This is a genomic window from Streptomyces sp. NPDC033178, assembly GCF_055577685.1.
This window is the reverse complement of record NZ_JBVIPT010000007.1, coordinates 121,414-135,853: the sequence shown is the minus strand read 5'-3', so window position 1 is coordinate 135,853 and position 14,440 is coordinate 121,414. Positions and strand designations below refer to the sequence as shown.

13 protein-coding genes and 1 tRNA gene are annotated in these 14,440 nt (G+C 70.0%); 5 read left to right on the top strand and 9 right to left on the bottom strand.

The window, feature by feature from the left end:
• The first annotated feature begins 110 nt into the window (after positions 1-110).
• Entirely contained in the window at positions 111-752 is a 642-nt protein-coding gene (locus tag ACZ5VQ_RS19155; protein WP_469105914.1) for a helix-turn-helix transcriptional regulator, read from the top strand.
• A gap of 28 nt (positions 753-780) precedes the next feature.
• Here ACZ5VQ_RS19155 and ACZ5VQ_RS19150 read toward each other — a convergent pair.
• Positions 781-854 (bottom strand) — tRNA-Thr (locus ACZ5VQ_RS19150).
• Between the two features lie 259 nt (positions 855-1,113).
• Here ACZ5VQ_RS19150 and ACZ5VQ_RS19145 point away from each other — a divergent pair.
• From ACZ5VQ_RS19145 to ACZ5VQ_RS19135, 3 genes are all read left to right on the top strand, one after another.
• A complete protein-coding gene (locus ACZ5VQ_RS19145) occupies positions 1,114-2,250 on the top strand; it encodes an ABC transporter ATP-binding protein (protein ID WP_469105913.1) in 1,137 nt (378 codons plus the stop codon).
• A 250-nt stretch (positions 2,251-2,500) separates the two neighbouring features.
• Positions 2,501-2,983 carry a hypothetical protein gene (locus ACZ5VQ_RS19140; RefSeq protein WP_469105912.1) on the top strand — a complete coding sequence of 161 codons (483 nt, stop codon included), beginning with the start codon at positions 2,501-2,503 and terminating at the stop codon, positions 2,981-2,983.
• Positions 2,984-3,147: 164 nt separating this feature from the next.
• A complete protein-coding gene (locus ACZ5VQ_RS19135; protein WP_143639575.1) occupies positions 3,148-3,879 on the top strand; it encodes a nucleotidyltransferase family protein in 732 nt (243 codons plus the stop codon).
• A 185-nt stretch (positions 3,880-4,064) separates the two neighbouring features.
• Here ACZ5VQ_RS19135 and ACZ5VQ_RS19130 read toward each other — a convergent pair whose 3' ends face one another.
• From ACZ5VQ_RS19130 to ACZ5VQ_RS19105, 6 genes are all read right to left on the bottom strand, one after another.
• Positions 4,065-5,726 (bottom strand): DoxX family protein, encoded by a 1,662-nt coding sequence (locus ACZ5VQ_RS19130; RefSeq protein ID WP_469105911.1) that lies wholly within the window; start codon positions 5,724-5,726, stop codon positions 4,065-4,067.
• 237 nt (positions 5,727-5,963) lie between these two features.
• Positions 5,964-6,920 (bottom strand): 23S rRNA (guanosine(2251)-2'-O)-methyltransferase RlmB, encoded by a 957-nt coding sequence (rlmB, locus tag ACZ5VQ_RS19125; RefSeq protein ID WP_362086809.1) that lies wholly within the window; start codon positions 6,918-6,920, stop codon positions 5,964-5,966.
• 122 nt (positions 6,921-7,042) lie between these two features.
• Positions 7,043-8,440, bottom strand: a complete 1,398-nt coding sequence (cysS, locus tag ACZ5VQ_RS19120; protein WP_469105910.1) for a cysteine--tRNA ligase — start codon at positions 8,438-8,440, stop codon at positions 7,043-7,045.
• A 300-nt stretch (positions 8,441-8,740) separates the two neighbouring features.
• Complete coding sequence (gene ispF / locus ACZ5VQ_RS19115) at positions 8,741-9,271, bottom strand: 2-C-methyl-D-erythritol 2,4-cyclodiphosphate synthase (RefSeq protein WP_469105909.1); 531 nt, start codon at positions 9,269-9,271, stop codon at positions 8,741-8,743.
• Complete coding sequence (gene ispD / locus ACZ5VQ_RS19110; protein ID WP_450647329.1) at positions 9,261-10,013, bottom strand: 2-C-methyl-D-erythritol 4-phosphate cytidylyltransferase; 753 nt, start codon at positions 10,011-10,013, stop codon at positions 9,261-9,263. The genes ispF and ispD overlap by 11 nt, the downstream gene beginning before the upstream one ends.
• Before the next feature lie 342 nt (positions 10,014-10,355).
• Positions 10,356-10,838, bottom strand: a complete 483-nt coding sequence (locus ACZ5VQ_RS19105; protein WP_006380568.1) for a CarD family transcriptional regulator — start codon at positions 10,836-10,838, stop codon at positions 10,356-10,358.
• Positions 10,839-11,621: 783 nt separating this feature from the next.
• Here ACZ5VQ_RS19105 and ACZ5VQ_RS19100 point away from each other — a divergent pair.
• Entirely contained in the window at positions 11,622-12,317 is a 696-nt protein-coding gene (locus tag ACZ5VQ_RS19100) for a copper chaperone PCu(A)C domain-containing protein (RefSeq protein WP_469105908.1), read from the top strand.
• Positions 12,318-12,418: 101 nt separating this feature from the next.
• Here ACZ5VQ_RS19100 and phoP read toward each other — a convergent pair whose 3' ends face one another.
• Positions 12,419-13,099 carry a two-component system response regulator PhoP gene (gene phoP, locus ACZ5VQ_RS19095; protein ID WP_033322296.1) on the bottom strand — a complete coding sequence of 227 codons (681 nt, stop codon included), beginning with the start codon at positions 13,097-13,099 and terminating at the stop codon, positions 12,419-12,421.
• Complete coding sequence (phoR, locus tag ACZ5VQ_RS19090; RefSeq protein ID WP_469105907.1) at positions 13,096-14,373, bottom strand: two-component system sensor histidine kinase PhoR; 1,278 nt, start codon at positions 14,371-14,373, stop codon at positions 13,096-13,098. The genes phoP and phoR overlap by 4 nt, the downstream gene beginning before the upstream one ends.
• Positions 14,374-14,440 lie beyond the last annotated feature (67 nt).

Genomic DNA, 14,440 nt, shown 5'->3' with positions numbered 1-14,440 from the left:
TCCCTGTCCTTAACGGACGAGGGACCTCCGGGAGCGGATCGAGGCAACCCCGCGTGCCACCATCAACTCCTGAACGGCATGGACCACTTGGGTTCCCGAATGGGGGGCGAATGCCTCAGCAGGTACTCACAGACACCGTGCGCGTCGCGATCCACGCACCCGACGCCCTCGTCCGCGCCGGACTGCTCAGCTACCTCCACAACGACCGCCGCATCCGCGAGGTCCCACCGGACAGGCTCCGCGAAGCGGACGTCATCGTGGTCACCGTGGACGTCGCCGACACCTCCACCCTCGACCTGCTGCGCAGCCTGTCCGACAGGCCGGACGCACGATTCGCCCTGGTGGTGGGCAAGGAGTGGCACGCCGACGTCTCGGCCGCGGTCGACCGCGGAGTCCGCGCCGTCCTGTGGCGCGACTCCTTCAGCCAGGCGGCCTTCATCCGAACCCTGCACACCATCGCGGACGGCGGCGGAAGCCTCCCGCCCACCCTCCAGGGCACCCTGATGGAACAGGTCCGCTGGGCCCAACGCGAACTCCTCGCCCCCCGGGGCCTCACGGCATCCGGCATCAGCCCCCGCGAGGTGGACGTCCTCCGCCTGGTCGCCGAGGGCAAGGAACTCGCCGAAATAGCGACGAAGCTCTCCTACTCGGAACGCACCGTCAAATACATCCTCTACGGCGTGATGAAGCGCCTACACCTACGAAACCGCGCCCACGCCGTCTCGTACGCAATACGAGCGGGCATCATCTGACCCACCACCGGGCCGCCCAAACTGTCGGAGCCCCCTGTCGGATTCGAACCGACGACCTACGCATTACAAGTGCGTTGCTCTGGCCATCTGAGCTAAGGAGGCGGGGCCCGCGCACGGGCGGGCCGGGTGCGTGCACGCATGCACGCCCGTGCAGTGTACCCACGTCACAGCGGGCCCCTGTCGAAAATTTCCTCGAACTTCATCGCCCGCGGAGTACTGACAGAACGTGTGAACGCGAGGTAGCGTCCTGAACCAGTCCGCTCATGTGGACTACACCACTACGGACCGTTCCGTAGCGGTCACACCACCTTTACAACGGATCGTCCGGCACGTTCCTGCCGGTGAAGGGGGCCTACGAACCATGGCCACTGTCTCGTTCAACAAGGCGACCCGCATTTACCCGGGTGGCGACAAGCCCGCCGTCGACCAGCTCGAGCTCGACGTCGCGGATGGCGAGTTCCTCGTGCTCGTCGGCCCCTCCGGCTGCGGAAAGTCCACCTCCCTGCGGATGCTCGCGGGTCTCGAGGACGTCAACGCCGGCTCGATCCACATCGGTGACCGCGACGTCACGCACCTGCCGCCCAAGGACCGGGACATCGCCATGGTGTTCCAGAACTACGCGCTGTACCCGCACATGACGGTCGCCGACAACATGGGCTTCGCGCTCAAGATCGCCGGCGTCAACAAGGCCGAGATCCGCCAGAAGGTCGAGGACGCGGCGAAGATCCTGGACCTCACCGACTACCTGGCCCGCAAGCCGAAGGCCCTCTCCGGTGGTCAGCGCCAGCGTGTCGCGATGGGTCGCGCCATCGTGCGTGAGCCCCAGGTCTTCCTCATGGACGAGCCGCTGTCGAACCTCGACGCCAAGCTCCGCGTCTCGACCCGTACCCAGATCGCGAGCCTCCAGCGCCGCCTCGGCATCACCACCGTCTACGTCACCCACGACCAGGTCGAGGCCATGACCATGGGCGACCGGGTGGCCGTGCTGAAGGACGGTCTGCTCCAGCAGGTCGACTCGCCGCGCAACATGTACGACCGCCCGAGCAACCTCTTCGTCGCCGGCTTCATCGGCTCCCCGGCGATGAACCTCGTCGAGGTACCGATCACCGACGGCGGCGTGAAGTTCGGCAACAGCGTGGTGCCCGTCAACCGCGAGGCCCTCAAGACCGCCGCCGACAAGGGTGACACCACGGTCACCGTCGGCGTCCGTCCGGAGCACTTCGACATCGTCGAGCACAACGGTGCCGCGGCCGCCTCCCTGTCGAAGGACACCGAGGACGCCCCGGCGGGCCTCGCCGTCACGGTCAACGTCGTCGAGGAGCTCGGCGCCGACGGCTACGTCTACGGCAGCGCCAAGGTCGACGACGACCTCAAGGACCTGGTCGTCCGCGTCAGCGGCCGCGCGGTCCCGGAGAAGGGCGCCACGCTGCACGTCGTGCCGCGTCCGGGCGAGACCCACGTCTTCTCGACGTCCACGGGCGAGCGCCTCTCCGACTGACGACTGACGACTGACCGAGTCGGTCGGGCCGGCCAGGTCCGACCCGGCCGGTCCCGGAGATTTCACCCAGGTTGACGGAGAAGGCCCCGCAGGCTGCTGCGGGGCCTTCTCCGTTGTCGACAAATACCCCGGCAGAACGGGCATTTCGATACCCGTACGTCAACATCAAACTCGAAAACGACGGTTTACCCGTCCCCCGAATTGATTACTAAATGTCGCCAAATCATCACCCCGCGCTACCCTCACTCGCGTGAAGCACTCCACTAACCACTCGACGCGACACGGCCGTGGTCCCGCCGGCCGACCGACACGGCACGGCCGCGGTCCGGCCCGCCGGATCGGCCGTACTCTCGCCCTCGTTCTGCCCGTCGTCCTGGTGCTCTCCGGGACGCTCGCGGTCACCCGAGTCAACTGGTCGGGGAACAGCTCCTCGACGTCGGTGCTCGCCGCATCCGCCGAGGACGTCTCCCGACGTGCCCCGTCCCGCGCCCCGCAGGACGTGCTGCGCGACACGCTCCTCCTCGAACTCCAGGAGAAGAACCCGGGCGTGGCCCTCACCCACCTCCAGGAGGCGGTGAACGGCCGTCCGTCGCTCGCCAGGCACTGCGCGTCCATCGCCCGCGCCCTGGGCCGCGCCGCCGTCCGCGCCTACGGCCCGACCCGAGCCCAGTCGTTCGCCCGCCCGGTCTGCGACACGTCCTTCGCCACGGGCGTGGCAGCCCAGCACACCTGAGCCGCCAGGAGGGCCCCTCGGGCCCTCTGAGGGGGGCGGAGCTGTGACCCATGCAGCTCCGCCGCGGGGCGCGACGAGCCGCCACCGGATCGCGGATCCCCACCCCGCACACCCCGCAGACGCCCACCCGCAAATCCCGCGGGGCGCCACGTACAGTTCGGGTCATGACCGATCCGAACGCCGCGTCGCGCCCCGTTCAAGCCGTCGTCCTGGCCGGCGGCCAGGGCTCGCGGCTGCGTCCCTACACCGACGACCGTCCCAAGCCGATGGTCGAGATTCCCGGCACCGGGACCCCGATCATCGGCCACCAGCTGGCCTGGCTCGCCGAGGAGGGCGTCACCGACGTCGTCGTCTCGTGCGGCCATCTCGCCGAGGTGCTCCAGCAGTGGCTGGACTCGGCCGAGCTGCCCGTCTCCGTGACCACCGTGGTCGAGACGGAGCCCCTGGGCCGGGGCGGCGGCCTCAAGTTCGCCGCCAAGCACCTGCCCCACCCGGACCGCCCCTGGTACGCGACGAACGGCGACATCTGGACCCGTTTCTCGCTGCGTGAGATGGCGGACTTCCACACCGAGCGCGACGCGGTGGCCACCCTCGCGCTGGCCCGCCCCCGCATCCCGTGGGGCGCCGTCGAGACCGACGACTTCGGCCACATCACGGACTTCATCGAGTCCCCGCCGACCGCGTACGGCATCAACGCGGGTGTGTACGTCTTCTCCCCCGAGTTCGCCGCCCTGCTGCCCGACCTCGGCGACCACGAGCGGTCCACGTTTCCCCGCCTGGCCCGTGAACGCCGCCTGGCCGGCTATCCGATCCCGCAGGGCGCCTACTGGCGCGCCATCGACACCGCGAAGGACCTCACGGAGGCCGCCAAGGAGCTGGCGGCGCTGGGGCGTTGAGCAACTTACTCCGACCCGCGGAAGCGGCGTGTACGACGATGGGGCCCGGCACCTGAGAGGTGCGGGCCCCATCGTCGTACGGTCTGCGCCGCCGTACCGGCTGTACGGTCCTGGGCCGCCGTACCGGCTGTACGGTCCTGGGCCGCCGTACCGGCTTGGCCGTGCCGCCCTGTCGGCGGGCGGTGTCAGCCCAGCAGGCCGCCCACGAGCCCGGAGCCACCGCCGGAGCCGGAGCCACCACCGCTGCCTCCCGTGCTCCCGCCGGAGCCGGAGCCGCCGCCACTGCCGGAGCCGCCCGAGCCCGTACCGCCGGTGGTACCGCCCGAGGAGGACGGACCGGCGCTGGTGCTGGGGGCCTGCGGCGGGGCCGACTGCTGGGGCGGTGCCTGACCGGAGCCCTGCGGCTGGCTGGGCTGCCCGGCACCGGCGCCCGCGGTCTCGCGGGCCGCGCCCGGTGTGGTAGCGGCGCCCGAGGGGCTCGCGGAAGTGGCGCCCTGGGTGGGCGAGTTGGCCGCCGAGGGACTCTCCTTGTGCCGGCCCTTGCCGGGCTCCTCCGGGAGCGGGGAGCCGGGCAGTTCGTTGCGCGGGGCCTCGCCGGGGCCGGGGACGACCACGCGGTCGGCGTCACGGACGGCGCCGCCGAGCAACGAGCCGATGAGCAGGGTGAGTCCGACGACGATGGTCGTGACGAGCGCGCCCCGGCGCAGGACGCGGCTGCGCAGTTCCCAGATGTCGGCGCGCGGCCCGAGCGTGCGCCAGGCCTCGCCGGCGAGGCGGCCGTCGATGGAGTAGACGGGGGCGCCCGCGATGATCAGCGGGGACCAGGCGGCGAGGTAGATGATGTCCGGCGCGTCGTAGGCGGGGACGGACTTCCAGCTGACGGTGAGGAGCAGCGCCGCCGAGAGCAGGGCGCCGACGACCGCGGCGACCCGCTGCCACAGGCCCAGCACGGTGAGGACGCCGACGATGACCTGGAAGAAGGCGATGAGGAGTCCGGCGCCGACGGGGTGTTCGAGGGCGAACTGGCGCAGTGGCTCAGCGAGTTCCCAGGGGTGCAGGGAGTTGAGCCACTTGACCATGGAGCCGCGTTTGCCGCCGTCGAAGTAGACGGGGTCGCAGAGCTTGCCCATGCCTGCGTAGATCGAGATGAAGCCGAGGAAGACGCGCAGCGGGAGCAGGACGACGCCGAGGTTCATCCGGCGGCCGGGGTAGTACCCGTGCCGCACGGGGGCGGCGCCGTGCCGCCTGAGCGCGCCGTCGTCCTCGTCCCGGTACTCGTCGGCGTCGTAGGAGTCGTCCTCGAACTCGCCCTCCGCGTACGGGCGTTCGTCGATCTCCTCGTACGCGCTGCCCGCGCTGCGCATCTGGGGCAGGAGGCGGGTCTCGGGGCCGCGGACGGTCGGTGTCTCGACGGTGGCGTCGACGTCGAACCCGGGGGGTCCGCCCTCGCCGACGCGCGGGATGACCTGGGTCGCACCGCCGTCCCCGGCGGGCGCCTCGGCGCCGTGCCGCAGACTCGTGCTCCGCACCGCCTGCAACAGCCGGGTGGCGCCGGTGTCGTCGGGGGCGGACTTCCCGCTCCAGACGACGGGCGCGCGGCGGCGGGTGCCTGCGGTGGTTCCGACGACGGGGATGCGCGCGGTGTCCTCGCCCGAGCTCAAGTGCCGCGCGGCGCGCGGGGACTGGCCCCGCGGGGCGGAGTTCAGCTGCACGCGGAAGCTCGCATGATTGACGATGACCTGCGCCGGATCGCTCGGCACCTTCACCATGCTCAGCGCGGGAGCGTCGTCGAATCCCAACGAGCGGTCCCCCGTGGGTGTGCGGGGTGTTCTGGTGTCCACACTCATCTAACCGAGTGACGTGTGTTTAGGACACTGCTTTGACCGGCCCGATCTGTCCGGACCCCGTCAAGATCAACGAGCCGCGCCCGGGGTCGCGGTCAAGGGGCGCGGAACCGGGCCCTGTAAGGGGCGCGGGGCTGTGACATTTGCGGCTCCGCCGCGGGGCGCGCCCAGCCCCCACGCACCCGCGGATCACCACAACCCGGCGTCAGCAAACCCCGCACCAGGCCCGCCAAGCCGGTACTAGGCCCGCTTCCGCGAGGCCTCGTACAGCACAACTCCCGCGGCCACACCGGCGTTCAGCGACTCCGTGCCGCCCGGCATCGGGATCCGCACCCTGAAGTCACAGGTCTCACCGACGAGTCGGGAGAGCCCCTTGCCCTCGCTGCCGACGACGATGACGACGGGACCCCCGAGGGCCTCCAGGTCACCGACCTCGGCCTCCCCGTCCGCGGCGAGGCCGACCACGATGAGGCCCGCCTTCTTGTAGGCCTCAAGGGCCCGGGTCAGGTTGGACGCACGGGCGACGGGCGTACGCGCCGCGGCACCAGCGGACGTCTTCCACGCACCGGCGGTCATGCCGGCCGCACGGCGCTCGGGCACGACGACACCGTGGCCGCCGAACGCGGAGACGGACCGGACGACGGCACCGAGGTTGCGCGGGTCGGTCACGCCGTCGAGCGCGACGATCAGCGGGTCCACGCCCTCGTCGTACGCGGCGGCCGCGAGGTCCTCCGGGTGCGCGTACTCGTACGGCGGGACCTGGAGGACGAGCCCCTGGTGGTTGAGGCCGTTGGTCATACGGTCCAGCTCGGGACGCGGGGCCTCCATGAGGTGGATGCCGCCGCGGTCCGCGGCGAGCTGGAGCGCCTCGCGCACCCGCTCGTCGTTGTCGATGAACTGCTGGACGTAGAGCATCGACGCCGGCACGCCCTCGCGCAGCGCCTCGACGACGGAGTTGCGCCCGACGACCATCTCGGACGTGCCCTTGCCGCCCCGGCCGCCGCGCGGCGACGGGCGGCGCACGGTCTGCTTCGCGTTGGCCTTGGCGACGGCGCCGGCGATGCGGTTCTTCTTGTGCCCCTTGCGCGCTTCGGCGGGCGGGGTCGGACCCTTGCCTTCCAGGCCCCGGCGTCGCTGGCCGCCACTGCCGACCTGCGCGCCCTTCTTGCCGGACATGCGGCGGTTGTTAGCGGCCATGACCTACCTGTCTGTGTGAAGGCGTACGTGCGTACGCCTGTGGTGTACGTGTCTGTGAAATGTCGTGCGTCTACGAGTGTGCCGCCCGGAGACCCGAGCGGCACAATCGATCAAGGAAACGGTCAGCGCGGGCCGAGTGTCCAGCGCGGCCCCTGGGGGCCGTCCTCGATCACGAGCCCGGACTGGTTGAGCTGGTCACGGATGGCGTCGGCGGTGGCCCAGTCCTTGCGCGTACGGGCGGACTCGCGCTGCTGCAGCACCAGACGTACGAGCGTGTCGACGACTCCGTGCAGGTCCTCGCCGCGGTCGCTCTCGCCCGCCCAGTGCGGGTCGAGCGGGTCGAGACCGAGGATGCCGAGCATCGCGCGGACCTCGGCCAGCCGTGCGACCGCCGCTTCCTTGTCGTCGGCGGCCAGCGCGCTGTTGCCCTGGCGGACCGTGGTGTGCACGACGGCGAGGGCCCCCGGGACGCCCAGGTCGTCGTCCATCGCCTCGGCGAAGGCCGGCGGGACCTCGGCCGCGGGCTCGACGGCTCCGGCCTTCTCCACCACCCGCTGCACGAAGCCCTCGATCCGCGCGAACGCGGACTCGGCCTCGCGCAGTGCCTCCTCGCTGTACTCGATGGTGGAGCGGTAGTGCGGGGTGCCCAGGTAGTAGCGCAGCACGATGGGCCGCCACGCCTTGACCATCTCGCTCACGAGCACGGAGTTGCCGAGCGACTTCGACATCTTCTCGCCGCTCATGGTCACCCACGAGTTGTGCACCCAGTAGTGCGCGAACTCGTCGCCGAAGGCCTTGGCCTGGGCGATCTCGTTCTCGTGGTGCGGGAAGATCAGGTCGATGCCGCCGCCGTGGATGTCGAAGACGGGGCCCAGGTACTTGTGGGCCATGGCGCTGCACTCCAGGTGCCAGCCGGGCCGTCCCCGGCCCCAGGGCGTCTCCCAGCTCGGCTCGCCGGGCTTGACGGCCTTCCACATCGCGAAGTCCCGCGGGTCCCGCTTGCCGGTCTCGCCGTCCTCGGCGGGCTGGCGCAGCTCGTCCAGGTCCTGGTTGGACAGCGACAGATAGCCGGGCAGGGAGCGCACGTCGAAGTACACGTTGCCCTCGGCCTCGTACGCGTGCCCGCGCTCGATGAGCGTGCGCATCATCTCGACCATCTCGGTGATGTGGCCGGTGGCGCGCGGCTCGTACGTCGGCGGGAGGCAGCCCAGTGCGGTGTAACCGTCGTTGAACGCGCGCTCGTTCTCGTAACCGATCGACCACCACGGCCTGTTCTGCTCGGCGGCCTTCCTGATGATCTTGTCGTCGATGTCGGTGACGTTCCGGATGAACGTCACGTCGTAGCCGCGGTGCTCGAACCAGCGGCGCATGATGTCGAAGTTGAGGCCGGACCTGATGTGCCCGATGTGCGGGGCCGCCTGCACGGTGGCGCCACAGAGGTAGATCGAGACACAACCCGGCGTGATCGGGGTGAAGTCACGGATCTGCCGGGCGCTGGTGTCGTACAGGCGAATAGTCACCCCTCCAGGGTAGTGGGCGACGACCAGTGCCCCGAGACCCTTCCGACACATGGCTCACGATTCGTGACATCCGCTGCGCGGGCGGCCGACCCGGTCTTTTCTCGCCCCCGCCGCCCCTACCCGTCCCGTCCCTGGGGGCTGCGCCCCCAGACCCCCCTTTCGGCCTGAACGGCCTCGTCCTCAAACGCCGGACGGGCTAGTAGTTAGCCCCTCCGGCGTTTGAGGAGCGGGGGTTCGGGGGCGGAGCCCCCGAGGAAGGGACGGGAATGGGTAGGGGCGGCGGGGGCGAGGAAAGGCCCCTCACCCCACCCGCGCCACCAACGCCGTGGCCACCGCCATCAACCCCTCGCCCCGCCCGGCAAACCCCAGCCCGTCCGTGGTCGCGCCGGACACCGACACCGGCGCCCCCACGGCATCGGAAAGAATCTTCTGCGCCTCGTCACGCCGCTTGCCGATCTTGGGGCGGGGCCCAACGACCTGAACGGCCACGTTGCCGATGGTGAAACCCCCGGCGCGAACGATCCGCGCCGCCTCCGTCAACAGCACAACCCCCGACGCCCCGGCCCACTCGGCCCGCCCGGTCCCGAAGTGCTGCCCCAGATCCCCCATCCCGGCCGCGGAGAAGAGCGCGTTGCAGGCGGCATGCGCGACGACATCGGCGTCGGAGTGCCCGGCCAGCCCAGGCCCCTCGCCCTCCCACTTCAACCCCGCGCACCACAGCTCACGCCCCTCCTCGAAGGCGTGAATGTCGGTACCGATACCGACGAGCGGCAGCACAGGCCCCCCGGAGGCCCCCGAACCCTCAGACCCTTCAGACCCCTCAGAAGCCATCGTTCAACCTCCGCCGCGCCAGAACGGCCTCCGCCAGCACCAGGTCCAAGGGACGCGTCACCTTGAACGCCTCCTCGTGCCCGGGCACGACGACCACCCGAAGCCCGAGCTGCTCGACCATGCTCGCGTCGTCCGTGACGTTCTCGGTGACGGTCTCGTGCGCGCGCACGAGCGTGTCGCGGTCGAACCCCTGCGGTGTCTGCACGGCGCGCAGCAGCGCCCGCTCCGGTGTGGCGACGACAGGCTCGGGCTCCCCGGGCACTCCGGCGGGCTCGACCTGCTTGACGGTGTCCGCGAGCGGCAGCGCGGGCACGACGGCGGGAGCCCCGTCCCGTACGGCCTCGATGACGGCATCGACCGTGTCGACGGGCACCAGCGGACGCGCCGCGTCGTGCACGAGCACGATGTCGATCCCGGGCGGCAGCGCGTCGAGCCCTATCCGTACGGACTCCTGCCGGCTGTCTCCCCCGGGCACGACGAGGAAGTCGGTCCGCTCTGGCAGGGCGTGTGCGTCGAGAAGTGTCTTCACCTCGGCGGCCCCGTCGGGCGGAGCCACGACGACGACGAGGGAGACGGCACGGGACGCGGCCATGGCGCGTACCGCGTGGATGAGCATGGGGGTGCCGTTCAGCGCGCGTAGCGCTTTGGGGGCGCCCGGACCAAGGCGTACGCCCCGGCCGGCGGCCGGAATCACGGCCGCCGTACGGGCCTCGGACGGCGAAGGGCGCGAATCGTCAGACATCGGTTCCTGTCAGGTTTGTATGCTCGGCCGACGTGGGTATGGCCTGGGCGTGGTACCCCCGACCGAAGGTTGGGGGAGTGCCGGGCGCGACGCCTTGACCGGACCCTTCCGTGACATTCGGTCGAGCCGCTGCCCGGGCCCGGCACGCCAAGTATCGGTCCCGTGAATGTTCGCCGAGAAATCGGCCATGAATGTTCGAGGGCACCGAGAGCAAGGTATCCGGGTACGAACATGCCGCAGCGCCCGGCGACAATGGATACGTCATCGGGCACCGCGGCATTTCATTGCGCCGAACCGCTCGTTTCGCCTCTGGTCAGAAAGCGATCAGAGCGCGGACGGGCGTCAGGACGCGAGGACCTCGTCGAGCAGTGCCTCGGCCTTGTCCTCGTTCGTGTTCTCCGCGAGAGCGAGCTCGCTCACCAGGATCTGGCGGGCCTTGGCGAGCATGCGCTTCTCACCGGCGGAGAGTCCACGCTCACGCTCACGACGCCACAGGTCACGTACGACTTCCGCGACCTTGATGACATCGCCGGAGGCGAGCTTCTCGAGATTTGCCTTGTAACGGCGCGACCAGTTCGTGGGCTCCTCGGCGTACGGCGCACGCAGCACCTCGAAGACCCGGTCCAGCCCTTCCTGACCGACCACATCACGCACGCCGACGAACTCCGCATTGTCCGCTGGCACACGCACCGTCAGGTCGCCCTGGGCGACCTTCAGCACCAAGTAGGTCTTGTCCACGCCTTTGATCTGGCGAGTTTCGATGGCCTCGATCAGCGCGGCCCCGTGATGGGGATAGACCACGGTGTCGCCAACCTTGAACGTCATGTGACAGGTACCCCTTCCGTGGCTATCCAGGGTAACACGGAAACCGCGTGTTCTGAATGGCGTTTTCGCAGGTCAGGGCATATCTCGGGGCTTGACAATCGCGACATGAACGTGCTGCGCAGGGGTAGCGGAGGACGGTATTCGCAGGTCGGAGCGGCTCTCCATGCGGAGGGAAACGCGCACGTTACAACACCCCGAGACCCCGCTCACGTGCCTGAACGTCCAGATTTGTCGGGTTCCGAGAGCCCACGTTCCGCTACTCCGTTCGGTGAGCGGAGTCGAGTACGAGGGGAATCCGGAATTGATCACGGCGGCCGAAGGCGCGTCGGAGATCAACCGGAGAGTCGGGCCCGGGACTCGGGCCGAGAGTCGGGCCCGGGAGTAGCCCGAAGATCGATGGAAGATCGACGGAAGGTCCTTCGAAGATCCGCGGAAGATCGACGGAACATCGGCCGAAGATCGGCCGACGATCGATTTCCGGGATCGCCATGCATTCCCTGCGCGATATCCGCAAGGGCCGGACGGGCGACTTACCGATGCTTCTTATGTGAATGGCGAACCAGTGCACACCCAATGCAACCGCCGAGTGTGTTGATCGGCCGGTGACGGGCCCAGTGACAAGGGAGGCTCGACCGGGCCGGAGCGCACCCACCGGCCGCTAGAGGCGGGTCGGGTGCGGTGGCGCGGGAACGGCTCGGTAACCTAAGGCCGCTGACAGACCCTTAGGGCGGCTTTATACAGGAGCCGCTCTGCTTCGCCCACGTTCAAGGAGTTGCCGCCGCCGTGAGCAGCAGCCTTCGACGCGGCGGACTCGCCGCCGCCGCCATCGCGTTCTCGGTCGCCTCGCTCGCCGCGTGCGGTGCCGGCAACAAGGCCCAGACGCTGGAGATCAAGCCGGACAACGCCGCCACCAGCGTTGGTGACATCAAGATCCAGAGTGCCGTCGTCGTCACCCAGCCCGAGCTGGAGTCGACGGGCCCCGCCGTCGTCTCCGCGACCGTGTTCAACGAGGGCCCCACCGCCCAGACGCTCGACTCCATCGCCGTGGAGGGCATCGCCCAGCCCGCCAAGCTCAAGCCCGCGAAGGGCTCGGGGGCGCTGACCATCCCGGCCGGCGGTTCGGTCGTCCTCGGCGGCAAGGGCAACGCCTCCGCCGTACTGGAGAGCAGCCGTGAGGCCTTCGACGACGGCGACGCGCAGCCGGTCACCTTCACCTTCAGCAAGACCGGTGACGTGACGCTGGAGGCGTTCGTCGTGCCCGCCGAGAGCTACTTCTCCAAGTGGGGCCCGACCGAGATCCCGACGACGCCGTCCGCGAAGCCCTCCGCTTCGGGTTCGCCGTCCGGCTCGGCGAGCGGGTCGCCCTCGGGCTCCCCGGCCGGGTCCGCGTCGGGCCAGACCGGCGAGGCGGGCTCCGAGCCCTCCGACACCGCGGCCTCGTCGAGCGCGACGGCCTCGGAGTCGGCCGCGGGCCACTGACACCCGTACGGCGAAAGGGCGGGCCCCCTCCACAGGGGGCCCGCCCTTTCGCCGTACTCGAACTCTCCGCAGCGTCGGTCTTCCGACGTCTCCCAAGCGGTTTACGGCTCGAACTTGTAGCCGAGCCCCCGGACCGTGACCAGGTAGCGCGGCGCGCCCGGGTCCGGCTCGATCTTGGCGCGGAGGCGCTTCACGTGGACGTCGAGGGTCTTGGTGTCGCCCACGTAGTCGGCGCCCCAGACCCGGTCGATGAGCTGCATACGGGTCAGGACACGGCCCGCGTTGCGCAGCAGCATCTCCAGGAGGTCGAACTCCTTGAGGGGGAGGTCGACCTTGGAGCCGGAGACGGTGACCACGTGGCGGTCCACGTCCATACGGACCGGACCGGCCTCCAGGGCCGCCGGGGTGACCTCCTCGGGCTCGCCGCGGCGGCGCAGGACGGCCCGGATACGGGCCACCAGTTCACGGGACGAGAAGGGCTTGGTGACATAGTCATCGGCTCCTATTTCGAGCCCCACGACCTTGTCGATCTCGCTGTCCTTGGCGGTGACCATGATCACCGGGACGTTCGATCGGCTGCGCAACTGGCGGCACACCTCGGTGCCGGGCAGTCCGGGCAGCATCAGGTCGAGGAGGACGAGGTCGGCGCCGTTGCGCTCGAACTCGTCGAGGCCGTCGGGCCCGGTGGTCGCGATGGCGACCTCGAAGCCCTCCTTGCGGAGCATGTAGGACAGAGCGTCGCTGAAGGACTCCTCGTCCTCGACGACGAGCACTCGGGTCACGGAAGGACCTCCGGGGCAGAAAACGGTTCGTACGGGGATGAGACGGTGGTCGTCCCGTCGGTCTGACCGGTCTCGTCGTCTTCGTCGAGTCCGGGTGTCTGGTCGTCGGTCACGCGGTCGCGGGCCGCGCCCGCCTCCGGCAGCCTCAGGGTGAAGGTGGAGCCCTGACCCTCGGAGCTCCACACCGTGACCTCCCCGCTGTGCGAGGCTGCCACATGCTTGACGATCGCGAGCCCCAGTCCCGTACCGCCGGTTGCGCGGGAGCGGGCCGGGTCGACGCGGTAGAAGCGCTCGAAGATGCGCTCCTTGTCCTTGTCGGAGATGCCGATGCCCTGGTCGGTCACGGCGATCTCGATGAGGTCTCCGCCGGGCGCGGTCACCCGGCGCGCGGCTATGCCGACCCGGGTGCGGGCGGGCGAGTAGTTGACGGCGTTCTCCACGAGGTTGCCCAGCGCGGCGGCCAGCTGACCCCGGTTGCCCCAGATACTCAGATCGGCGGTACCGCCGGCGGCCATGGTGATCTGCTTCGCCCCGGCCTGGTGGCGGCAGCGGTCGATGGCCTCGGCGACCAGCTCGTCGATGCGAACGGGCTCCGCGTCCTCCAGCGGGTCGTCGTTCTGGACCCGGGAGAGGTCGATGAGCTCCTGGACGAGGTTGGTGAGGCGGGTCGCCTCTATCTGCATCCGTCCGGCGAAGCGTTCCACCGCCTCCGGGTCGTCGGAGGCGCCCATGACCGCTTCGGAGAGCAGCGAGAGCGCGCCGACGGGGGTCTTGAGTTCATGGCTGACGTTGGCGACGAAGTCGCGTCGTACGGCCTCGATGCGGCGGGCCTCGGTGAGGTCCTCGACGAGGAGCAGTACGAGCCGGGAGCCGAGCGGCGCCACCCGGGCGGACACGGCGAGTGCCTCGCCGCGGCCGGTGCCCCGCCGGGGCAGGTCCAGCTCGACCTGCCGTATCTCCCCGTCCCTGCGGGTGTCGCGAGCCATCTGGAGCATCGGCTCGACGGCCAGTTTTCCGCCCCGGACAAGACCGAGGGCGTACGCTGCCGAGCTGGCCTTGACCACGGCGTCGGCCTCGTCGAGGACGACCGCGGAGGAGCGGAGCACGGACAGGACCGTGTCCACGCCCGGCGGAAGCACCGGGTCCGTGTGCAGGGAGGTGCGGGTGGGGCGTTTCTGTTCCCGCTCGCTCCAGCGGAACGCCAGCATGGCGATGACACCGGTGAGTACACCGGCGATCGCTGCCGCTGCGGCGACCGCCGCGTTCACGTCCATGGCTCCAGGTTAGGCACGCTGTACGTCCCGGTCACAGCCGTCCGAGGGTGGACTCGAACACTCGTCG

What these genes read in the sequence shown, in the direction of transcription:
- ACZ5VQ_RS19155 (WP_469105914.1), top strand. Translation starts at nt 111, where the DNA reads ATGCCTCAGCAGGTACTCACAGACACCGTGCGCGTCGCGATCCACGCA.
- ACZ5VQ_RS19145 (WP_469105913.1), top strand. Translation starts at nt 1,114, where the DNA reads ATGGCCACTGTCTCGTTCAACAAGGCGACCCGCATTTACCCGGGTGGC.
- ACZ5VQ_RS19135 (WP_143639575.1), top strand. Translation starts at nt 3,148, where the DNA reads ATGACCGATCCGAACGCCGCGTCGCGCCCCGTTCAAGCCGTCGTCCTG.
- ACZ5VQ_RS19130 (WP_469105911.1), bottom strand. Translation starts at nt 5,726, where the DNA reads ATGAGTGTGGACACCAGAACACCCCGCACACCCACGGGGGACCGCTCG.
- rlmB (WP_362086809.1), bottom strand. Translation starts at nt 6,920, where the DNA reads ATGGCCGCTAACAACCGCCGCATGTCCGGCAAGAAGGGCGCGCAGGTC.
- ispF (WP_469105909.1), bottom strand. Translation starts at nt 9,271, where the DNA reads ATGGCTTCTGAGGGGTCTGAAGGGTCTGAGGGTTCGGGGGCCTCCGGG.
- ispD (WP_450647329.1), bottom strand. Translation starts at nt 10,013, where the DNA reads ATGTCTGACGATTCGCGCCCTTCGCCGTCCGAGGCCCGTACGGCGGCC.
- ACZ5VQ_RS19105 (WP_006380568.1), bottom strand. Translation starts at nt 10,838, where the DNA reads ATGACGTTCAAGGTTGGCGACACCGTGGTCTATCCCCATCACGGGGCC.
- phoR (WP_469105907.1), bottom strand. Translation starts at nt 14,373, where the DNA reads ATGGACGTGAACGCGGCGGTCGCCGCAGCGGCAGCGATCGCCGGTGTA.